This window comes from Methylorubrum zatmanii, from assembly GCF_014845115.1.
Classification (GTDB): Bacteria; Pseudomonadota; Alphaproteobacteria; order Rhizobiales; family Beijerinckiaceae; genus Methylobacterium; species Methylobacterium zatmanii.
Map to the genome: position 1 here is coordinate 1 of NZ_NKUI01000043.1, position 21,263 is coordinate 21,263.

19 protein-coding genes are annotated in these 21,263 nt (G+C 70.4%); 9 read left to right on the forward strand and 10 right to left on the reverse strand.

Going from position 1 to position 21,263, the window contains the following annotated elements:
• The coding region (locus MZTS_RS05725) for a helicase HerA-like domain-containing protein (protein ID WP_210329142.1) at positions 1-1,331 on the reverse strand (1,331 nt) is incomplete at its 3' end.
• Positions 1,332-1,477: 146 nt separating this feature from the next.
• Here MZTS_RS05725 and MZTS_RS05730 point away from each other — a divergent pair.
• From MZTS_RS05730 to MZTS_RS05745, 4 genes are all read left to right on the forward strand, one after another.
• Positions 1,478-1,864, forward strand: a complete 387-nt coding sequence (locus tag MZTS_RS05730; protein ID WP_192282452.1) for a DUF2267 domain-containing protein — start codon at positions 1,478-1,480, stop codon at positions 1,862-1,864.
• Positions 1,865-2,073: 209 nt separating this feature from the next.
• Positions 2,074-3,072, forward strand: a complete 999-nt coding sequence (gene olsB / locus MZTS_RS05735; protein WP_009864373.1) for a l-ornithine N(alpha)-acyltransferase — start codon at positions 2,074-2,076, stop codon at positions 3,070-3,072.
• 78 nt (positions 3,073-3,150) lie between these two features.
• Positions 3,151-4,320: an MFS transporter gene (locus tag MZTS_RS05740; RefSeq protein WP_192282454.1), complete on the forward strand. Its 1,170-nt coding sequence runs from the start codon at positions 3,151-3,153 to the stop codon at positions 4,318-4,320.
• An 87-nt stretch (positions 4,321-4,407) separates the two neighbouring features.
• Positions 4,408-4,536, forward strand: a complete 129-nt coding sequence (locus MZTS_RS05745; protein ID WP_192282456.1) for a TFIIS helical bundle-like domain containing protein — start codon at positions 4,408-4,410, stop codon at positions 4,534-4,536.
• A 141-nt stretch (positions 4,537-4,677) separates the two neighbouring features.
• On the opposite strand, the gene MZTS_RS05750 is transcribed toward MZTS_RS05745, so the two are convergent.
• Positions 4,678-5,871 carry a patatin-like phospholipase family protein gene (locus MZTS_RS05750; RefSeq protein ID WP_192282458.1) on the reverse strand — a complete coding sequence of 398 codons (1,194 nt, stop codon included), beginning with the start codon at positions 5,869-5,871 and terminating at the stop codon, positions 4,678-4,680.
• 403 nt (positions 5,872-6,274) lie between these two features.
• On the opposite strand from MZTS_RS05750, the gene MZTS_RS05755 reads away from it, so the two are divergent.
• The 5 genes from MZTS_RS05755 to MZTS_RS05775 all read left to right on the forward strand — a co-directional run bounded on the left by MZTS_RS05755 (position 6,275) and on the right by MZTS_RS05775 (position 9,547).
• A complete protein-coding gene (locus MZTS_RS05755) occupies positions 6,275-6,820 on the forward strand; it encodes a ComEA family DNA-binding protein (RefSeq protein WP_009865043.1) in 546 nt (181 codons plus the stop codon).
• Positions 6,821-6,979: 159 nt separating this feature from the next.
• Positions 6,980-7,195 carry a hypothetical protein gene (locus tag MZTS_RS05760; protein WP_009865044.1) on the forward strand — a complete coding sequence of 72 codons (216 nt, stop codon included), beginning with the start codon at positions 6,980-6,982 and terminating at the stop codon, positions 7,193-7,195.
• Positions 7,192-7,698: a DUF3016 domain-containing protein gene (locus tag MZTS_RS05765; protein WP_192282460.1), complete on the forward strand. Its 507-nt coding sequence runs from the start codon at positions 7,192-7,194 to the stop codon at positions 7,696-7,698. Before MZTS_RS05760 ends, MZTS_RS05765 begins: the two co-directional genes overlap by 4 nt.
• Before the next feature lie 74 nt (positions 7,699-7,772).
• A complete protein-coding gene (locus tag MZTS_RS05770; protein WP_192282463.1) occupies positions 7,773-8,672 on the forward strand; it encodes a diacylglycerol/lipid kinase family protein in 900 nt (299 codons plus the stop codon).
• Complete coding sequence (locus MZTS_RS05775; protein ID WP_009864783.1) at positions 8,669-9,547, forward strand: metallophosphoesterase; 879 nt, start codon at positions 8,669-8,671, stop codon at positions 9,545-9,547. Before MZTS_RS05770 ends, MZTS_RS05775 begins: the two co-directional genes overlap by 4 nt.
• Positions 9,548-9,575: 28 nt before the next feature.
• On the opposite strand, the gene MZTS_RS05780 is transcribed toward MZTS_RS05775, so the two are convergent.
• From MZTS_RS05780 to ahcY, 8 genes are all read right to left on the reverse strand, one after another.
• Positions 9,576-11,036 carry a sodium:solute symporter family protein gene (locus MZTS_RS05780; RefSeq protein ID WP_192282504.1) on the reverse strand — a complete coding sequence of 487 codons (1,461 nt, stop codon included), beginning with the start codon at positions 11,034-11,036 and terminating at the stop codon, positions 9,576-9,578.
• Between the two features lie 8 nt (positions 11,037-11,044).
• The gene (locus tag MZTS_RS05785) at positions 11,045-11,248 is read right to left on the reverse strand and encodes a DUF3311 domain-containing protein (protein WP_192282465.1); all 204 of its coding nucleotides are present in this window, start codon (positions 11,246-11,248) and stop codon (positions 11,045-11,047) included.
• A 214-nt stretch (positions 11,249-11,462) separates the two neighbouring features.
• Positions 11,463-13,499, reverse strand: coding sequence for an ATP-binding protein (locus MZTS_RS05790; protein ID WP_192282467.1), 2,037 nt, complete (start codon positions 13,497-13,499; stop codon positions 11,463-11,465).
• Between the two features lie 154 nt (positions 13,500-13,653).
• Positions 13,654-14,103: a tellurite resistance TerB family protein gene (locus MZTS_RS05795; RefSeq protein ID WP_192282469.1), complete on the reverse strand. Its 450-nt coding sequence runs from the start codon at positions 14,101-14,103 to the stop codon at positions 13,654-13,656.
• Positions 14,104-14,149: 46 nt separating this feature from the next.
• The gene (locus MZTS_RS05800; protein ID WP_192282471.1) at positions 14,150-14,896 is read right to left on the reverse strand and encodes a nucleotidyltransferase family protein; all 747 of its coding nucleotides are present in this window, start codon (positions 14,894-14,896) and stop codon (positions 14,150-14,152) included.
• Positions 14,897-14,951: 55 nt separating this feature from the next.
• Positions 14,952-16,580: a tRNA (adenosine(37)-N6)-threonylcarbamoyltransferase complex ATPase subunit type 1 TsaE gene (tsaE, locus tag MZTS_RS05805; RefSeq protein WP_192282472.1), complete on the reverse strand. Its 1,629-nt coding sequence runs from the start codon at positions 16,578-16,580 to the stop codon at positions 14,952-14,954.
• Positions 16,581-16,712: 132 nt separating this feature from the next.
• Positions 16,713-19,367 carry a PAS domain-containing sensor histidine kinase gene (locus MZTS_RS05810; RefSeq protein WP_192282473.1) on the reverse strand — a complete coding sequence of 885 codons (2,655 nt, stop codon included), beginning with the start codon at positions 19,365-19,367 and terminating at the stop codon, positions 16,713-16,715.
• A gap of 409 nt (positions 19,368-19,776) precedes the next feature.
• Positions 19,777-21,183 (reverse strand): adenosylhomocysteinase, encoded by a 1,407-nt coding sequence (ahcY, locus tag MZTS_RS05815; protein ID WP_192282474.1) that lies wholly within the window; start codon positions 21,181-21,183, stop codon positions 19,777-19,779.
• Positions 21,184-21,263: the final 80 nt, after the last annotated feature.

Here is a 21,263-nt window from a genome sequence, read left to right on the forward strand (position 1 = left end):
GCCGCCGCCTCGGCCGGAGCCGCATCGAGCTGCTTGCGCTTGGCGAGCATCTCGTAGGCGCTCTCGGTGTCGACCGCCTCGTCGTATTTTCCGCGCAACGGACTCTGCTGGATGATCGCGGCGCGCTCGGCCGGCGTCAGCGGGCCCACCTTGCCCTGCGGCGGCGCGATCAGCGCCCGCTCCACCATGGAGGGCGTGCCCTTCGCCTCGAGGAAACTCACCAGCGCCTCGCCGACGGCGAGTTCGGTGATGGCCTTGCCCACGTCGAAGCCGGGGTTCTGGCGGAAGGTCTCGGCGGCGGCGCGCACGGCGCGCTGGTCGCGGGGGGTGAAGGCGCGCAGCGCGTGCTGCACCCGGTTGCCGAGCTGGCCGAGCACGGTCTCCGGCACGTCGAGGGGGTTCTGCGTCACGAAATAGACGCCGACGCCCTTGGACCGGATCAGGCGCACCACCTGCTCCACCGCGTCGAGCAGGGCTTTGGGCGCGTCGTTGAACAGGAGATGCGCCTCGTCGAAGAAGAACACGAGCTTCGGCTTGTCGAGGTCGCCGACCTCGGGAAGCTGCTCGAACAGCTCGGAGAGCATCCACAGCAGGAACGAGGCGTAGAGGCGCGGCCGCTGCATCAGCTTGTCGGCCGCCAGGATGTTGACGAAGCCCCTGCCCTCCCGGTCGGTGCGCATGAAGTCGGCGAGGTTCAGCGCCGGCTCGCCGAGGAACCGGTCCGCACCCTGATTCTCCAGCACCAGCAAGGCCCGCTGGATCGCGCCGATCGAGGCGCCGGAGATGTTGCCGTAGGTGCCCGAGAGCTCCTTGGCATTCTCCGACAGGAAGGTGAGCAGCGCGCGCAGATCCTTGAGGTCGATGACCGGCCACTGGTTCTCGTCGGCGACGCGGAAGGCGATGTTGAGCACGCCTTCCTGGATGTCGTTGAGTTCGAGGAGCCGCGCGAGCAGCAGCGGCCCCATCTCGGTCACGGTGCAGCGGATCGGATGGCCCTGCTCGCCGAACACGTCCCAGAACACCGTCGGGAAGCGGTCGGGTTCGTAGGCGATCCCGAGTTCCTCGGCGCGCTTGACGAAAGGCGGCTTGGCTTCGCCGGGGGCGGCGAGCCCCGAGAGGTCGCCCTTGATGTCGGCGGCGAAGACCGGCACGCCCGCGTTGGAAAAGCCCTCCGCCAGCACCTGGAGCGTCACGGTCTTGCCGGTGCCGGTGGCGCCGGCCACGAGGCCGTGCCGGTTGGCGAGCCGGAGGCTCAGCCGCTCGGGCTTCGGCTGCGGCCCGGTGCTCCGGCCCACCAGGATCGTTCCCTCGCTCGCCGCCACGCCCGTCATCGTGCCGCCCTTCCCTGAACCGTAACCGTGCTCAGATACAGGGTATGGCGCCCGGCCTGCCCGATCCAGGGCCCTCATCCGTGTGACCCTTGATTTCGCCGCCCCCGCGTCGGACAGACGAAAACCTGCCAGAGAGGAAGCGTTTTATGGAAGAGCTGATTGCCCGCGTCACCAACCGCACGGGCCTCGACGCGGCGACCGCCCAGACCGCCATCGGCCATATCCTCTCCTTCCTCCAGAAGGAGGGGCCGGCGGCCGAGGTGGGCCAGCTGATGGCGGCCCTGCCGGGCTCCGAGGCGGCCATCGCCGCGGCCAATGCCGGCGAGGGCGGCGGCGGATTGATGGGCATGCTCGGCGGCATGATGGGCGGCGGCGTGATGGCGCTCGGCCAGAAACTGATCTCGGCCGGCGTGCCGATGAACCAGATGCAGCCCCTCGGCCACGAGCTGTTCGCCTATGGCCGCGAGACGGCCGGCGAGGACGTGATGGGCCCGATCGTCGGCTCGATCCCCGGCCTGAGCCAGTTCGTCTGAGGCGTCAGCCTGCGCTAAGTCCTTCAGATCGTTAGCCGGGTTCGTTCGCCGGCTATGTCGCCGGCCTTGCGCGGGATCCCTCCCCGGCCCCGCGCAAGTCTCTGTTCCGGCACAAAGATTTCCGTCATAAAAGCGTGCGGCCTTCATGGTGTTGTCGCCGCATGAGAGGAGGCGCCGCGCCGCCTCGCCCGCGACGGGACCTGTCGACCATGCTGCCGAATTTCTCTCCCCGCGACGCGACGGCGGCGTGGAAGGCCGGCTGGGAGACCAAGGTGCAGGCGCCCTTCGCGCGCTTCCGCCAGACCTTCGAGGGTGGCGACCTGATGCTGCCGGGCGGCGCGCCGATCCTGCTGAAGGCCCGCGCCAAGCGGTCGCTGCTCGAACCGGGGCTCGATCCCAGCCTCGGTCGGATCGGCTCGCTCGAAGTGCGGCTCGCCACCACCAAATCCGAGATCCGCCGGGCGCAACGCCTGCGCTTCCGCGTGTTCTACGAGGAGATGTCGGCGGTTCCCACCGGCATGGCCGCGCTCAAGCGCCGGGACATCGACGCCTACGACGCGGTCTGCGACCATCTGCTGGTGATCGACCACGCCGCGACGGAGGCCAAGCCGTTCCGCAAGGCCCGGCCGAAGGTGGTCGGCACCTACCGGCTGCTGCGCCAGGAGCGGGCGGAGGCGCATTTCGGCTTCTACTCCTCCGGCGAATACGACCTCGCGCCCCTGCTGGAGCGCCATCCCGGCAAGCGCTTCCTCGAACTCGGCCGCTCCTGCGTGCTCAAGCCCTACCGCACCAAGCGGACGGTGGAGCTGCTGTGGCACGGCATCTGGACCTATGTGCTGCACCATCGCATCGACGCGATGCTGGGCTGCGCCAGCCTGGAGGGCACCGACCCGGACCGTCTGGCGCTCCCCTTGAGCTTCCTCCACCACCATGCCCGCGCCCCCGAGGCGTGGCGCGCCCGGGCGCTCCCGGAGCGCTACGTGGCGATGGATCGGTTGGCCAAGGAGGCGGTCGATCCGAAGGCGGCGCTGACGGCCTTGCCGCCGCTGATGAAGGGCTATCTCCGGGTCGGGGCGACATTCGGCGACGGCGCCGTGGTCGACCGTCAGTTCGGCACCACCGACGTGCTGGTGGTGCTTCCCGTCTCGGCGATCTCGGCCCGCTATATCGGCCATTTCGGCGCGGGTGCGGATCGGCACGCCGCCTGATCGCGACGGGTTGCGGAGAGGGGGCGGCCCGGCTCATGGCGGGTTCCCCCCGAACTGCCGCTCCGCCGTCCGAAGGTCATGACCGTCGTCCCCGCCCCCTCCCTCGATCGCGACCGTCTCTCCGCGATGGCCGCCGCGATCGCCTGCGTGGCGGTGGTCGGCACGGGGCTCGGACTGTCGATCCCGCTGCTGTCGCTGGAGATGGAGCGGATGGGCGCGTCGAGCGTCGTCATCGGCCTCAACACGGCGGTGGCGGGCTTCGCCGCGATCCTCACGGTGCCGTTCGTGCCGCGGCTCGCCGCCCGGATCGGTGTGGTGCGCCTGCTGATCCTGGCGATCGTGCTCGGCGGCCTGTGCCTCTCCGCGTTCAAGCTCCTGCCCCACCTCGCCCTGTGGTTCCCCTTACGCTTCGTCTTCTCGACAACCATGGGCGTGCTGTTCGTCCTCTCCGAGTACTGGATCAACGACGCCGCCCCGCCGGAGCGCCGCGGGCTGGTGATGGGGATCTACGCCACGGTGCTGGCGATCGGCTTCGCCATCGGGCCGACGCTGCTAACTGTCGTCGGCACGCAGGGGTTCGCGCCCTATCTCGCCGGCTCGGCCCTGTTCTTCCTCGGCCTGACGCCGCTGATCCTCGCCCGCAGCGTCTCGCCCGATCTCGGGCATGACGGGTCGGCCGGTATTCTCACCTATCTGCGCCTCGCGCCCCTGGCGGTGCTGGCCGCCGCCCTCTACGGCGCGGTCGAGGCGGGGGCCTTCGCCATCCTGCCGCTCTACGGCCTGCGCATCGGCCTCGACGCGCAGGTCTCCGCCGCGCTGGTGAGCGCCGTGGCGCTCGGCAACGTGCTGTTCCAGATTCCCGTGGGCCTCCTGGCCGACCGGGTGGACCGGCGTCTCGTACTGCTCGGCGCGAGCCTGGCCGGGGCGCTCGGCGCGGCCCTGATTCCCGCCGCCTCCGTCTCGCTGCCGCTGCTCTCCGCCCTGCTCTTCGCCTGGGGCGGCATCGCCGGCACGCTCTACACCGTCGGCCTCGCCCATCTCGGTGCCAGCCTGCGGGGGCCGGATCTGGCCGGGGCCAACGCCGCCTTCGTGATGCTCTACAATGCCGGTCTGATGCTCGGGCCGCCCCTCATCGGCGGCGGCATGGACCTTGAGCCGTCGCAGGGCTTCGCCGTCGCCCTCGCGCTGCTGTTCGTGGCCTATGCCGTGCCGGTGGTGCACAGCCTCGTCCGGGAGCGCGCGGCCTGAAGAGCGGGCCGCGCGGGGAACGGCATCGCCGGGTATCCGTTATCGGATCAAGCTGCACCGTTCTGCTCAGACCCGAAGGAGCCTGCCATGAGCCTCATCGGCCGCCTCGTCACCAAGATCCTCGGCACCGACGACCGCGTGGTCGCGCGCGACGACCGCAATGCCGGATCGAGCTCCCCGATCGGCCGCCTCGTCACGAAGATCCTGCGCAAATAGATCCTTCGGACGTCGCCCCGCCTTCCCCGCGCGTCATCGGACCGGTCGCCCTCCATGGGCGGCGCGGTCCGTTTCGGCGCCGGGGATCCTGCGGGTCGCGCTCTGACCGACCGGGCGTGGTTGGTTCGGGCGTGGTCGCTCTCAGCGCCCCGCCACGGCTTCCCGCACCACGGATTTGACGAGGGGCGATGCCGGCACGGTCGGACGCCAGAAATTGCCGCTCCGGCCGGCCTCGTAGCCGTATTGGTAGAGGCTGCGCATATAGCCGGTATCGAAGCCGCGGGCCGTCGTGGTCTGCGGCGCACGCTCGTCGATATAGGTGAGATTGAAGCCAATCCCGTTGCGGTGGGCGAAGGCATCGGTCGCGACCAGCGTCGCCCTGGAGCGGGCGCGGCTCGCCGTGGTGAAGGACTTCTCCACGATCGAGAGCGTGTTGTTCTTGGTGACGTCGAATTCCGGCTCCAACCGGCCGTTGATGACGACGTAGATGTCGGCCTTGCCGGCGCTGCGGAACCGCCCGTCGCGCACCAGGAAGGATTGCGGCAGGGTGAAGACCGGCGTCACCACCGAGCCGTCCACATGCATCTCCTGGAAGGCGCGACCCTCCGCTTGCACGTCGAGGAGTTGCGGCGGGAACACCGCCGGGATGCTGGCCGAGGCGGTCAGAACGTCGGTGAACAGCGAGACCGCGTTGGGGGCGCCGCTGGCGGCGATGGCGCCCATGTTCCAGATCACCGCGCGCTGGCTGTCGAGATTCGTGGTCACCACCAGCAGGCGCCGGCCCTTGGCATGCTCCTCGGCGATGGCCTGAAGCAGCTCGGGCGTGACGTAGCGGGCGATCAGGTTGCGCAGGCGCCCATCGCCGAACAGGCCGGAGCCGAACAGGACGTTGGCGATGCTCGGGCTCTGCACCAGCGATTCGGCGACGCCGCTGGTGTAGATGTCGGTCAGATAGCTGTCATAGCCCGGGCCGAGGAAGGCGAAGGGGGCGATCAGGGCCCCGGTGGAGACACCCGACACGATGGTGAAGTCGGGCCGCTTGCCAGAGGCGGTCCAGCCGTTGAGCACCCCCGCGCCGTAGGCGCCGTCCCCGCCGCCGCCGGACAGGGCGAGGTAGGTGAAGGCTTGGCGCTTCTTCTGCGGACCGGCCGTCATCGCCACGAAATCCGCGGCGGTGGCATCGGCATAGGCCCGGACGCCGACCATGCCCGGCACCGTGGCCGCTTCGGCCTCGGCCTCGGTGTAATTCGTGCGCGGAAGCGAGGAGCAGGCCGCTGCCTGCCCGGCCAGCGCCGCCGCGAGGAGCAGGCGCGACCAGCGGAAACCCTGTGACATCGGTATGACCTGAAAAGCCCGGACGCGTGCTCAAGCTTACACCAAACGAGCTTGGCCGTATTGCGTTCCCGCACGGCACCCCCGTTCGCGCCGCCGCTGATGCGGTCGGGCCACAGGCGTCAGGCGCGCCCTGATCGGAGGCTCGACTCGCGCCCCCGCCACGGCCGGAGGCTGGCGGTTCCAGCCCCGGTGTCGAACCGCCGCCAGGTCGGTTCCGCAGCCTACTCTCAAACTTGTCATATGTTTAGCGGACGAGTTCGCATTAGAATGCGCTGTTGAGATTCCGTCTGCGGTCCTGAGCTGCCCTTCCGTCGCTGCGATGCCGGCCCGGCCGAGCGCAGGTCCCAGAATTCAGGTCTCTTGAGTCGGCGAGCGCCCGGGAGCCGGGGGAGGATACGCGCCCATGCTGAGCGGATCGGCGATCCTGCGCCTTCTTCTCCTGATCGTGGCAGCAGCGGGCATCGCCGGCTTGGTCCAGCAGGTCTGGTTGAGGCGATCGGCGCAGGACACCGCCGCGCCGATCGCCGTGATCGCCCCGGCCAAGCCGGTGACGGAGCGCGCATCTCCTCCGCCGGCTCCGGTGCGGACCGTGAACCCGGCCGAATCCCCGTCGGTCCCCGTCGCCGATGAGCCTTCCCCGTCTCGGCCGGCAAAGCCAGCCCCGCCCGCATCCCCGCCTGTTCCCGCGCCGGTCGCAGAGGCGCCGCCCGTTGCCCCTGAGCGGGATCCGGTGGTCGAGGCGGAGGAGAACGCCCCCTCCGCGGCGGTCGCGCTGGTCGATCTCAATACGGCCTCACTCGCCGAGCTGAACGGATTGAAGGGCGGCGGCTCCATCGGACGGGCGATCATCCAGCACCGCCCCTACACCTCGGTCGAGCAGCTTCTGTCCAAGCGCGTCCTCAACCGCGCCACCTATCAGCGCATCAAGGATCAGGTGACGGTGCGCTGAAGCCGCCCTCGACCGGGGGGGCGAGCGGCGACATTCGGGCCCGAGCGAAACAAGCCTCCGGCTTTCAGGTTACCTCGCGGGACGCTCGACCCTGGCAGAGTGCGCGCGCAGGCCCTAAACAGGAGCGGACCTTTCCCGCAGCGAGGCCGAGGCCGATCCATGCAAACGACATCCGGCGCACCGATCCTCCGCCAGGATCTGGGCGTCGAGGAAACGACGGAATCCGACAACATCGTCCGCTGGGACGGTGAGCGGCTCTACGTCGAGCAGGACATCTACCACAACGGTCAGCTCGTCCACCGCAAGTACCGGCGCACCATCACCGAGCCGGTCGCCCGCGCCCTGCAGGCGGTCATCAAGCGCTCGCATCAGTGAGGGCTCCGGCGCTCGCCCTGCTGGCGGCGCTGGCCGCATCCGTCGCCGTCTCGCCCGCAACGGCGCAGGTGCGGGTCACCTTCGTCGCGCCCGAGCGCTACACGGATGCCGACAATCGCTTCGGCTCGGGGCTGTCGCTCCGGGCCGTCCTCGCCGAGATGCGCCGCCTGTTCGAGAGCCTGGGCGAGCGCGCCCTGGCGCCGGGCCAGAGCCTGGACATCGCGGTGCTCGACATCGACCTCGCCGGGATCGACCGGCCGAGCTTCAGCATGCCCCAGGGGCTGCGGGTGGTGACCGACATCACCCCGCCCCGTTTCCGCCTGCGCTACGCGCTGAAGCAGCGCGGCCGCACCCTGCTCGCGGCGGAGGAGACCGTCAGCGACATCAACTTCCTGCTGCGCTCCAACCGCCTGTCCTCCGGGCAGCCCTTCTTCTACGAGCGGGAGGTGCTGCGGGATTGGTTCCGCGACCGCATCGTCGAGCGCCGGCCGCCGCGCGGCTGATCCATCGTCACAGGGACGACGCCTCGATCTGTCATCCCGGCGCGGTCACGGGCCGGGTCACCTCCCACGCGGATATGCGGATCGTCCTCGTCGCCAACGCCGCGTCCGGCTCCTTCGCCGACGGCCTCACCCCGGCCGCGATCCGTGAGCGGCTGGCGGCGGCCGGTTTCGATCTCGCCCCCGAGCCGGAGGAAAGCCTTCCCCTGCCCGAGCGGCTGCGGGCCGCCGCAAGCGTGGACGAGGTCGAGGCCGTCGTGGTGGCCGGCGGGGACGGCACGCTCAACTGCGCCGCCGGCATCCTGGCCGGCACCGGGCGGGCGCTCGGCATCCTGCCGCTCGGCACCCTGAACCTGCTCGCCAAGGATCTCGGGATCCCCCTCGATCTCGACCGGGCGATCGCCGTGCTGAGGGACGGCCGGCGCCACGCCGTCGATGTCGGCCGCGTCAACGGCCATGTCTTCCTCATCAATTCGGTGCTCGGCATGCCTGCCCGCATGGTCCGTCACCGCGAGGCCCTGCGCGGTGGCCCGCTCGGACCGTTGGGCCTGCTGCGGCTCGCCGCCGTGGCCCTGCGCCATCTCGGCCCCTATCCGCGCCTCCCGGCCTCGGTCTCCGTCGGCGGCCAGAGGCGGCGGATCCGGTTTCGCCTGCTCGCCGTCGTCAACAACGACTACGCCGAGGCGCCGGGAAGGATTCTGGAGCGGAGCCAGGTCGATGGCGGCGGGTTGACACTCTACATCGCCCGCCGGCTCTCCCCCTGGCGTCTCGCGCGGTTGGCGCTCGGCTTCGGCCTGGGGCGCTGGCGCGACCTGCCGGACCTGGAGCGCTGCGGTGCGACCCGCTTCGCCGTGTCGGCCGGGCGGCGCGCAGTGCGGGTGATGAACGATGGAGAGATCCGCTTGATCGCCCCGCCCCTGCGCTACCGGCTGATGCCCCGTGCCCTGACCGTGATCGTGCCGGAGCCGGGCCGGTGAGGCGGCTCGCCCACATCTCCGACCTGCATTTCGGGCGCACCGATCCGGCGGTGGTCGAGGGGCTGGTGGCCGAACTGAACCGCGCGCCGCCGGACCTGATCGTCGCCTCGGGCGACTTCACCATGCGGGCCCGGCGCAGGGAATATGCGGAGGCGCGGGCCTTCCTCGACCGCCTCGCCGCACCCTGGATCGCGGTGCCGGGCAACCACGACATCGCCTATTTCAAGCTCTTCACCCGCTTCTTCCATCCGTTCCGGCGCTATCGCCGCTTCATCGCGCAGGACACGGAGCCGACCTTTCTCGACGACGAGATCGCGGTGATCTGCCTCAACACCGTGCGGACCTGGGCGCCGGAAACGGATTGGTCGCAAGGCAAGATCACCCGGACGCAGATCGCCCGCACCGAGGAGCGGCTGGCCGCCGTGCCGCCGCAGGTCTTCCGGATCGTGGTGGGCCATCACCCGTTCATGCCGCCGCCCTGGGATGCGGAGGCCCGTCTCGTCGGCCGGGCCGACGAGGCCCTCGACGCCTTCCGCCGCCACGGCGTCGGCCTGACCCTGGCGGGCCATCTCCACCGCCATTATGCCCGCTTCGCGGAAGCTCCGGCGACCGGCACCGAGCCCGATGCGGTCGCCGTCGACCGGGGCGTGGCGCGGGCGAGCGGCACGCGGCTGCTGGCGGTGCAGGCGGGCTCGGCCACCTCGACGCGGCTGCGCGGCAACGAGCCCAACGCCTATAACCGCATCGTCATCGCGGACGGGCAGGCGACCGTCACCGTCCGGATCTGGACCGGCGACGCCTTCGAGGATGCCCGGGAGGAGGAGGCCGCCCCGTCCGAAGCCCGGAGCGACGAGGCGGTGCCGGCCGCGCGCTGAGCGGCCGGCTCCTCTCCTCTGGCTACCTTCAGGGCTGGGCCGTCCGCCGCGCTCCGCCGCCCGCGAGGCTGACGGCGAAGGCCACCGCGAGGTTGAGGGCCAGAGCCACCACGCCGATGTTGAGATCCTGCACCGGCCCCGGCAGGCCGGGAAACAGCTTGGCCAGGGTGTAGCCGCCGAGCACGGTGACCGCGACCGTGGCGATGCCGGCGAGGATCCCCGCCATCGCGCCGGCGCGGGTCAGCGGGTTGTTCGGCAGCAGGCTGAAGAAGAAGGCCGGGAAGAGCTGCGTCACCACCGCGTAGCCGATCAGCAGGAGCTGTACGATGGTCTCGCCCCCGTGCAGGGTGAAGCCGACGCAGGCCAAAGCCAGCAAGGGCGCGACCCCCTTGGCGAGCCGGCCGGTGGAGGCATCGGTCGCGTTCGGAGCCAGCGGCCGGTAGAGGTTCTGGGCGATCAGGGTCGAGCCCGCGATCAGGATCATCGAGCCCGGCACCAGGGCCGTCAGCACGCCGGTGGCGCCGATCACGCCGACGAACCATGGCGGGAAGGTCTGCAAGGCGATTCTGAACAGCGACAGGTCGACATCCGGTCCCGTCAGCCCCGGCACTTGGAGCACGGCGGCGAAGCCCGCGAAGAACACGAACAGCAGCATCAGCTGGTAGAGCGGCAGGAACACCGCGTTGCGCCGGAACACCTTCGGGTCGCGGGCGGTGTAGATCGAGGCGAAGATGTGCGGGAACATCCAGCCGCCGAGCGCCGTGAGCAGGGTGGTCGAGGCGAACCATGTCGCGCTCTGCCCGCGATCCGGCAAAGCGAGGAAGCCGGGCTTGGCGGTGTCGATCGCCGCGAACATCGGGCCGATGCCGCCGTAATAGTGGTACGGCAGATAGAGCCCGAGGAAGAGCACCACGAACAGGATCATGAAATCCTTGAGCACGGCGGTCCAGGCCGAGCCGCGCACGCCGGAGACCATGACGTAGACCGTGAGCGTGCCGGCGCCGATCCAGATCGCGGTCGTCGGCGAGATCACGCCGTAGGAGGCGGTGGCGACGATGATGCCGAGCCCCTTGAGCTGCAGCACCATGTAGGGAATGAGCGCCACGATCCCGACCAGGGCGACCAGGATGCCGAGGCTGCGGCTCTCGTAGCGCGCGGCGAAATAATCGGGCTGCGAGAACAGGTTGCGCTCCTTGGCGAAGCGCCAGGCCGGCGGCAGGATCCAGTAGGAGATGACGTAGATCAGCGTCAGGTAGCAGAGGATGTAATAGGTCGGCCCGCCCTTGCCGTAGGCCCAGCCCGAGCCGCCGAGGAAGGTGAAGGTGGTGTAGATCTCGCCGGCCATCAGCAGGAAGACCAGCAGCGTGCCGAAGCCGCGCTTGCCGACGCTCCACTGCTCCATGTCCATGTCGTGCCCGGCCCGCGCCCGCAGGCCCAGTCCCAGGGCCACGACGACCGCGAGGGCGATGATCGGAAGCGCCGCGTTCATCGCTCCGTTCATGGCCCCTCCTCCGGCTCGCTATTGGCGGGATCGGTGAGGTAGATCAGCGCCATGATGCCTGAGGTCGCCACGGTGCAGCCGACGAGCCACGCCAGCAGCAGCGGCATGCCGAACACCAGGGGCTCGACCCGGTTGAGGAAGAAGGGCCCCGCCATCATCCCGAGGAAGGGCAGGAGCGCGAGCCAGCGGAGATGCCTCATGGCCGCGCCCTCCCCGGCTTCGGTTCGCTCGGCATCGTCCCTGGTCCGCTCATGCGCTTCCCGTCCGTTCGGCCGGGAGAGCATGGGGCAGATCGTCCGGCGGGGCGAGGGGATGAATTCCTCTTTTGCGCCTCATGCCCAAGGCGCCTCATGCCCAAGCCGGCGGAGCCCACCGGGATGGCGGATTTGGGCTTCGCTCAAACGCCGCGCGGTCTCATGCTGCTTCCGCGCGATCCCCGAGCAGGCCCGGCAGGGCGCGCAGGTTGAGGGGTTTGGGCAGGAAGTCATCGAACCCCGCGTCGAAGGCGGCGGCGACATCCTCGCGCCCGGTATTGGCGGTGAGCGCCACCAGGTGGAGCGGGGCGGCGCCGGTCTCTGCCTCGCGGGCGCGGATGCGGCGGGCGGTCTCCAGGCCGTCGAGGCCGGGCATGCGGATGTCGATCAGCGCCAGATCGAACGGTCCCTGAGTCTCGGACATGGCGAGGGCTTCGAGGCCGTCCCGGGCGAGGCTGACCCGCGCGCCGAGCCGTTCCAACGCCTTTGTGGCGAGCAGGGCGTTGATCGGATTGTCCTCCGCCAGCAGCACCCGCCGGCCCGGCGCGGCGGCCTCGCTCCGAAGCGGAGCGGATTCGGCCGAGGCCGGGCTTCCGGCGCTGTCGGAGCGCGGCTCCAGCAGGCGGTCGAACAGGGAGCGGGCCCGGACCGGCTTGATCAGGTAGCTGTCGAAGCCCGCCGCGCTCGGGGCGCCGAATTCGCGGCGGTCGAAGGGCGAGAGCAGAATCAGGCTGCAACGCACGCCGCTGCGCCCGGCCTCCGCCGCGAGCGCCCGCACCGGGCCGTCCCCCAGGCTGCGGTCGGCGATGAGCCCGTCGAAGCGAACCCCGGCCAGGGCATCGAGACCGGCCTCGACGCTGTCGACCAAAACCGCCGCCGCGCCCGAGCGGGTCAGCCGCCGGGCAAGGAATTGCGCCTGGAACGGCGAGGCCGCCACGATCAGGATCCTGCGCTGGGGCAGCGCCGGCTGCGGCGCGGGGGGCTGGGCCCCTTCCGCGACGGCGAGGGGCAGCACGACCCGGAAGGTCGAGCCGCGGCCGAGCGTCGAACGAGCGTCGATCGTCCCCTCCATCCGCTCCACGAGGCGGCGTGTGATGGCCAGCCCGAGGCCGGTGCCCTCGTGCCGCCGGCTGGCGCTGTCGTCGCCCTGCACGAATTCCTCGAACAGGAGCGGGATGCGGTCCTCCGGCATGCCCGGACCGGTATCCTCGATGGTGAGGACGAACCCCTCACCGGCGCGGGCGAGGCTGACGCCGACGCCGCCGGTCTGCGTGAACTTGATGGCGTTGCCGGCGAGGTTCAGCAGGATCTGCCGCACCCGGTCGGCGTCGCCGACCCGCAGGGTGGTCAGGTCGTCGGCGATGTCGAGGGCGATCTCCAGGCCCTTGTCCTGGGCCCGCGGCGCCAGCAGCTCGACCACGCCCTCGACCAGGGCGGCGACATCGAACGGCTCCGCCGCCAGATCGAGGCGGCCCGCCTCGATGCGGGAGAAATCGAGAATGCCATCGACGAGACCGAGCAGCGCCGTGCCGCTGGTCCGCAGCGCCTCGACGTAGGTGCGCTGCTCCGGGTCGAGCCGCGTCTCGAGCAGGAGGTCGCCCATGCCGAGGATGCCGTTGAGCGGCGTGCGCAATTCGTGGCTGACGGTGGCGAGGAAGCGGGATTTCGCGACGTTGGCGGCCTCCGCCCGGCTTCGGGCCTCGTCGAGCGACCGCACCGCCTCGACATGCTCGGTCACGTCCTTGCCTGCCCGCAGCCAGGTCGGGCCGTCCCGGTTCGCCGCCGCCGGCATCTCGACGAAGGAGAACCAGCGCGGAACCCCGTCCACCGGAACCAGCCGCTCCTCGACCACCCGCACCCCGTCGGGGCGCAGCTCGACCGTGCCGCGTTCGATCACCTCGGGCGTCAGCGTCGAGCCGATCAACTCCAGTGGACTCATGCCGAACAGGGCGGCGAAGCCCTCACTGGCGAAGACGATCCGTCCCTGCCCGTCCCGCTGCACCACCGCTTGGGTGGTGGCCTCCACGAGGACGCGGTAGCGCTCCTCGTTCTCGGCGATCTGCCAAAGCCGGTCCTGCAGCGCTTCGGCCCGGTCGGATTCGTGGATGAGGGGCTGGCGGCGGATCGATGCCAGGATCAGCGCTAGCATCGCCGCCGCCACGCCCAGGCTCGTCAGGGTCACCGCGAGGGTGGTCATCGGCTCAACACGCTCCCCGTCGCCGGACGGCCGGCTGTTCAGGGGGCGACGATGCCAGCCTTGCGTGAAGCGGCGCTTGAGAAAGGTGCTTAAGGGCGCGTGAGCGGGAACGGTCGCGTTTGCGCGTCGATCCGCAGCGCCCTCGGTCCGGCCGTCACAGCTCCGGAAACCGCTGCAGAAGGGTGTCCTTGTCGAGCCCGAGGGCGGCGGCCACCTCGGCCAGCGCCGCATCCTCCTCGCGGCCGATGCCCTCGTGATCGGCCACGTCGGCGGCGATGAGGAAGACGTTGCGGCGCTGCTCCTCCGGCCGGTCGGCGATGGCGGCGATCCGCACGAGGTTTTCCGCGCGGCCGGCGCGGGTGCGGGCGCGACCGAGTCCCTCGTAGAGGGCGTGTTCCAGCATCAGGCTGTCATAGCCCTTTTCCAGGATCGGGTTCGCCCGCATTCCCTCCAACGCCGTCTCGAATTCCTCGGTCATCAGCTCGCCGTCGGCGACGGCGACGTTGGCGCAGGCCGAGACCGCCGCCTGCATCAGCGCCTCGTCGCCGGCATAGGCCTTGAGCGTGAAGCGAAACCGCTCGACCGCGTCGTGAAGGAAGCCCATTCTCACCAAAAACCCTGCCGCCGACCCCCGACAACGGGGGTGCCGCTCAAACGATCCGCGCGCTCTCGCGCACCCGCGCCTCGGCGGCCTCGATCGCCTCCGGGGTGCCGACATGGAGCCATTGCCCGTCCAGGCGCAGGCCCCGCAGGCGGTCGCGCTTCACGGCCCGGTCGAACAGCAGGGTCAGGGAGAACGGCCCCTCCGGCGTGTCGGCGAACAGCTCCGGCTTCAGGATGGCCACGCCGGCATAGATGAAGGGCGCGACCTCGCGCTCGCCGCGCCAGTGGAGGCGGCCGTCCGATTCCATGAAGAAGTCGCCGGCCCCGTCATAGCCGAGGCTCGTGGCGGTGGGGGCGACGAGGAGCAGGATGTCCGTGGTCTCCGGGTCCCAGGCCTCGATCAGCCGGTTCAGGTTCGGCCGCGGCCCTTCCAGCCAGAAGGAATCCGAGTTGAACACCACGAAGGGCTCGCCCGCGAACCGGTCGAGCGCCTTCTTCACGCCGCCGCCGGTCTCCAGCAGCGCGTCCCGTTCGTCGGAGAGGACGATCCGCGGCAGCCCGGTGCGGCGAGCGAGATGGCCCTCCATCAGGTCGGCGAGCCAGTGGACGTTGACCACCGCCGTCTCGATGCCGCCCTCCGCCGCCCGGTCGAGGGCGTGATCGATCAGCGCCTTGCCGGCGACCTCGACGAGGGGCTTCGGCAGCGTCGCCGTGACCGGGCGCATGCGCTTGCCCAGCCCCGCCGCGAGCACGAAGGCGCGGGTGATGGTGTTCGGGATCTGCTCGTCGCTCATGACGCGTTCGCGGGCCGGTTCGCAGGGAGGCTTCGATAGGGCTTCGACGGGATTGTCAGGGGGCGGCGGGGCCGGTCTCCGGCCGGGGCGCGACGAGGTTCGGCAGGTGGGTCTCGTGCCACGCCCGCAGGCCCGCCAGGGCGGGATGGGCGAGGTTGCGGGCGAGATAACCCTCGATGCGCGGCAGATGGGCGAGGTAGCCCGGCTTGCCGTCGCGCCTGTCGAGCCGGGCGAAGATGCCGAGGATCTTGGTGGCGCGCTGCGCCGCCAGCACCGCGTAGGAGCGGGCGAAGGCCTGCATGTCGAAGCCGATGTCGCGGGCGCGGCGCTCGCGGATGTAGAGGCCGAGCAGGCGCAATTCGAAATCGGCGCTGGCATTCACCCGCGCATCCTGCAGCAGCGAGGCGACGTCGTAGGCCGGATGGCCCATCACCGCGTCCTGGAAATCGATCACGCCGACCCGCTCCAGCCCGGTCCGCTCGGGCAGCCAGATCAGGTTGGGCGAATGGTAGTCGCGCAGGCACCAGGTGGTTGGTTCGGCGAGGAGCCCCTTCAGCGCCTCGGTCCAGAGGTCGAGGAAGGCTGTGCGCGCCTCCGGTGCCAGGGTCGTGCCGCGGATCGCCGGGGCATACCATTCGGGCATCAGTTCCGCCTCGAACAGCAGCGCCTCGAGGTCGTAGGGCGGGATGACGTGCTCGATCCCCTCGCTCACCGGCACGGCGGCGGGCAAATCGGTGGCGTGCAGCTTGGCGAGCAGCCGCACCGCCTCGGCATAGCGCTCGGGCCGCGGCGCGCCGTTCTCGACCACCGGCTCGGAGCCCAGATCCTCCAGGATCAGCAGGCCGGCATCGAGGTTCTCGCCGAGGATCCGGGGCGCCGACACGCCGATGGCCCGCAGCGCCCGGTCCATGCCGACGAAGGCATGGATGCTCTCGGCGAGCTTGACGATGGCGCTGTAGGGCTTCCCGTCGCGCACCGGCGGCCCGTCGGGGCGCGGCGGCGCGATCATCAGCACGGCGGTCTCCCCCCCCGGCTTGACCAAGCGTTCATAGGCGCGGGACGAGGCGTCGCCCTGCATCAGCACCCGGTCGGCCTCGTCCCAGCCGCTGCGGGCGAGCAGCCCCCGGATGGCGCGGGCCCGTTCGAGGCGCTCGCGCATGTCGCCGGTGCCGTCGATCCGCACGAGGCGGGCCTCCTCGCCATACTCCGCCCGCAGGGACAGCTCGACGGTGAGCGTCGGGTTGTCCCGCCGGCCGAGGCGCTCGGGCCATTCGACCAGGGTGATCGCCGTCTCGGACAATTCGTCGAAGCCGAGTTCCACCAATTCGTCCGGGCCGCGCAGGCGGTAGAGATCGGCGTGGATCACCGTGCGGCCGCTTCCGGTCTCGTAGGGCTGCATCAGGGTGAAGGTCGGGCTCGGCACCTCCAGGGCGGGGTCGCGGGCGAGTTCCCGGATCATGGCGCGGGCCAGCGTGGTCTTGCCCGCGCCGAGGCCGCCGAACAGGGCCACGAGGTCGCCGGGCCTGAGGAAGCTCGCGAGGAAGGCCGCCATGTCCTCGGTGGCGCCCTCCTCGGGCAGCAGCACCTCCCAGGCCGTCCGCCGCGGCGCGGATGGCGGGGGAGCCTCTCCCGGCGGTGAGCCGGGCTGCGGGCTTCCCGCCGTGCCGTCCGGTTCCTCGCTCAACGCCCCAACCCTCCGCACAACCCGTCCCCCGGCCGCCCCGAGGGAGCCGCCATCATCCTAGCGGGGGATGTTTAACCATTTCCGGCATCCGGGGTGAGCCCCCCGGTCCGGGGCGTCGGCTTCCCGTGCCGGCTATTCGGCGGCGTCGAGATTGGCGGCGGCCGGGCGGGCCGCGATCCGCGCCGCCGCGCCGGGCGCCCCCCGGACGCCCTCGCCCGGCTGGCCGGTGCCCGGCAGCCGCCCGTCGCCGGGGGGCGGTTCGACCGGGAACAGGCAGGTGACGCAGGTGCCCCGGCCCGCCGCCGAGTCGATCTCGACCCGGCCCCCGTGCAGTTCCACGAAGGAGCGCACGATGGAGAGGCCGAGGCCGACGCCGCGATGCTTGGTGCCCAGGGTGTTGCTCTCGAAGCGGTCGAATACCCGGTCGATGACCTCGGGGGCGATGCCCCGGCCGCGATCGACCACCGTGAGCCGCAGTTCGGCACCCTCGCGCCGGGCCTCGACCCGGACCTGCTGGCCGGGTTCGGAGAAGCCGACCGCGTTGGAGAGCAGGTTGAACAGGATCTGGCGCACCCGCTTGCCGTCGGCGAACACGCTGCCGATGTCCTCCGGCACGTCGAGATCGAGGCCGATATCCGATTCCGCCAGCCGGTCCTCGATGCCGCGGGCGGCGGCCTCGACGGTGGCGCGCACGTCGATGGTCTCGCGCTGGAGTTCGAGCGAGCCGGCATCGATCGAGGCGAGGTCGAGGATGTCGTTGATGATCACGAGCAGCGCCGCCGACGAGCGCATGATGTGCTCGGAATATTCGCGCTGGCGCTCGTTCAGGGCGCCGACCGTCTCGTCGCCGAGGAGCTGGGTGAAGCCGATGATGTTGGTGAGCGGCGAGCGCAGCTCGTAGGAGACGTGGTGGACGAAGGTGTCACGCAGCTGCGAGGCGCGCTCCAGGGCGTCGTTCTTCTCGGTGAGCGCCCGCTCGACATTGGCGCTCGCGGTCACGTCGATGAAGGTGAGCAGCGTGGCGCCGAGCGGCAGCGGCTGGGCCGAGCAGTCGAGCACCGTGCCGTCGCTCATGTCGAGGCGGCAGGCATGGCCGCTGCGGGTCTCGTTGAGGCCGGTGACCGCTTGGCGGATGCCGGCCCAGGGGCTCTGGTCCGGGGTGAGCGCCCGGCAGGCGGCGATGACCGCATCGGCATGCGGCCGGCCGGCCAAGGTGGCCGGGTCGAGGCGCCAAGTGACGGCGAAGGCGCGGTTGGCCACGGTCAGGCGCCCATCGGCGGCGAACACCGCAACCGGCTCCTTCAGGGCCTCCAGAGTCTCGGCCTGCTCCTTCATCAGCGCGTCATAGCGCGAGGCGAGCTTCATGCTCTCCGAGACGTCGTGGTAAAGATAGGTCAGGCCGCCCTGCGGGTTGGGATCGGCGACGACGCGCAAAGCCCGGCCATCGGGCAGGTACCAGGGCGTGTCCGTTGCCTCGACGGCGTGGTAGGCGGCCAGGATATCGGCCTTCCACGAGCGGAAATCGGCCTGTTCCGGCAGCTTGCGGGCGGCGCGCAGGCGGTCGAGGATCTCCCCGTCGAGGGGGCGGCTTTCGAGGAAGGCGGGGTCGAGATCCCACAGGCGCTGATAGGCGGCGTTGTGGAAGATCAGGCGCTGGCGCGCATCGAACATCGCCACCGCAGTCGGCAGTTGGTCGAGGGTGCGCACATTGGCATCCATCTGCCGCTGCAGGTCGGCCCGCACGCTTTCCAGTTCCGAGACGTCGACGGCGATGCCGACCCGGCCGGTTTCGAGGGCGGTCTCGGTCACGTCGAGGGTGCGGCGCGCGCCCGCCACCACCGCCGAGAGGCGCAAGGGATGGGCGGCGAAGCCCGGCCGGCTCGCCTGCCTGGCGATCTGCTCGCGGGCGGCCCGGTCGAGCAGCTCCAGGCCTTGGTTCAGCACCGCCTCGCGGCTCTGTGCGTCGACGGCGGCGGCGTAGGCGAGGTTGACGAAGGCGAGCGCCCCGTCCGTTCCCCGTTGCCAGACCGGTTGCGGAAGCGCGTCGAGGAGCCCGGCCAGGGCGGAGAGGCCGCGCTTGGCCTCCTCCAGCTTGCCGCGCAGCTCGATCAGTTCGCGGCGCTCCTCCGTCGTCTCGCGCAGGCGCAGCAGCGCCCGCCCGCTCACGGCCTGCCCCTGGGCCTCGACGAAGCGTCCGGCGAGGCTGCGCAGGTTCATCCGGAAGCCGGTCCCGCGCTCGCGCAAGGTGGCGACGGCGGCGTCGAGGAGCTGCGCATCCTGCGCCGTCAGCCAAGTTTCGAAGGCGAGCAGGCGCCGGGCAGGGCCCTGGCCCCCCCGCGGGTCCTGGCGTGGATCCTGAAGGGCGGAGTTCAGGCCCCGGCCGTCCTGGTGCCGGCCATCCTGGCTTCTCAGGTCCTGGGCGAAACCCACATCGCCGATGACCGCCGGGTCGCCGCGCCCGGCCCAGGTGACGAGAACCTGGCGCTCGGAATGAAGCAGCATCTCGGACCGGTCGTGCGCGCCGCCGAGCTGGGTCAGCTCGTCCAGAAGCAGGCGCTCCTTGCGCATCCAGCCGACGCGCTCGCGCAGATGGACCAGCGACAGGATGGTCGCGAACAGGATCAGGCCGAGGATGACGGCGAGGCCGGCAACGTTGTGCGTGTGCATCGGTCCCAGCATCGGCCCCATCTCGGCGGACGGATCGCCCGCAGCGGCCGCTGCAACCGGCGCCACGGCGACGAGGACGCCGACGCGCGACAGGACGCGCGCCGCCCGTTCCAGACCCATGTCCCGCCCCCACCCCAAACCCGGTCTTCCGCGGGCACGGGCCCCGTCGCCGGCCCATGCCCTGAGAAGATGTCCTGGGAAAATTTTCGCTCGATACCGGGCGAGCGCCGACGCTCGCGATCGGCATGGGCCGTCGCGCCGGGGCACCTGCTCCGAAGATTCGATTCACTGTAACGCGGGGTCGATTCCGGCTGGAAGCGCCTTTGTGGCCGGAAGTCCGCCAGCCCTGCATTCCGGCGGCGTACACAGCACAAAAGCAACACTGCCCGATTGCGCCCTTGACGGCGGAGGCGAAATCGCGTGCGGGCCGCCTCGCCGGTTTCGCACGGCAAAAAAAGAGCCCGGCCATGGGCCGGGCTCAAGGATGTGTCGGTTCCGGAACCCGCCCCGCGAGGGGGCGGGCAGCCTATCAGTAGCGGTAATGCTCGGGCTTGAACGGGCCGGTCTGCGGCACGCCGATATAGGCGGCCTGATCGGGGCGGAGCTTGGAGAGCTTCACGCCGATCTTCTCGAGGTGCAGGGCCGCGACCTTCTCGTCGAGGGTCTTGGGCAGGGTGTAGACCTGCTTCTCGTACTTGCCGGGGTTGGTCCAGAGCTCGATCTGGGCCAGCGTCTGGTTGGTGAAGGAGGCCGACATCACGAAGGACGGGTGGCCGGTGGCGTTGCCGAGGTTCACCAGACGACCCTCCGACAGGAGGATGATGCGGTGGCCGTCGGCGAACTCGATCTCGTCGACCTGCGGCTTGATGTTCTGCCACTTGAGGTTCTTCAGGCCGGCGACCTGAATCTCGTTGTCGAAGTGGCCGATGTTGCACACGATGGCGCGGTCCTTCATCGCCCGCATGTGCTCGATCGTGATGATGTCCTTGTTGCCCGTGGCGGTCACGAAGATGTCGGCGCGCGGCGCGGCCTCCTCCATGGTGACGACCTCGTAGCCCTCCATCGCCGCCTGCAGGGCGCAGATCGGGTCGATCTCGGAGACCATCACGCGGCAGCCGGCGTTACGGAGCGAAGCGGCCGAGCCCTTGCCCACGTCGCCGAAGCCCGCGACCATGGCGACCTTGCCGGCCATCATCACGTCGGTGCCGCGACGGATGCCGTCGACCAGCGACTCCTTGCAGCCGTAGAGGTTGTCGAACTTCGACTTGGTGACCGAGTCGTTCACGTTGATCGCCGGGAAGAGCAGCTTGCCCTCCTTGGCGAGGTTGTAGAGGCGGTGAACGCCGGTGGTGGTCTCCTCGGAGACACCCTTGATCGAGTCGGCGAGACCGGCGAACCAGCCCTTCGGCTTCTCGGCGAGCTTCTTCTTCAGGAGCGCGAAGAAGATCTCCTCCTCCTCCGATTCCGGCTTGTCGAGGAAGGCGGTGTCGCCGTTCTCGGCGCGCAGGCCGAGATGGACGAACATGGTGGCATCGCCGCCGTCGTCGAGGATCATGTTCGGCATGCCGCCGTCATGCCAGTCGAACAGCTTCGAGGTGTAGTCCCAGTACTCGGTCAGCGTCTCGCCCTTGACGGCGAAAACCGGGATGCCGGCGGCGGCGATGGCGGCGGCGGCGTGGTCCTGGGTCGAGTAGATGTTGCAGGAGACCCAGCGGATGTCGGCGCCGAGTGCCTTCAGGGTCTCGATCAGCACCGCCGTCTGGATCGTCATGTGCAGCGAGCCGGCGATCTTGGCGCCCTTGAGCGGCTGCGACGGGCCGTATTCGGCGCGGGTCGCCATCAGGCCGGGCATCTCGGTCTCGGCGATCGAGATCTCCTTGCGGCCGTACTCGGCCAGCCCGATGTCGCGGACGATGTAATCGTTGGCAGCTGCCATCTCGGTATCCTTCTCAGTCGTGGCCCGCGCGAAACGACGCGCCGGCCCGGCGCATCGGCCGGTTCGCCCGGCCGGGTCGG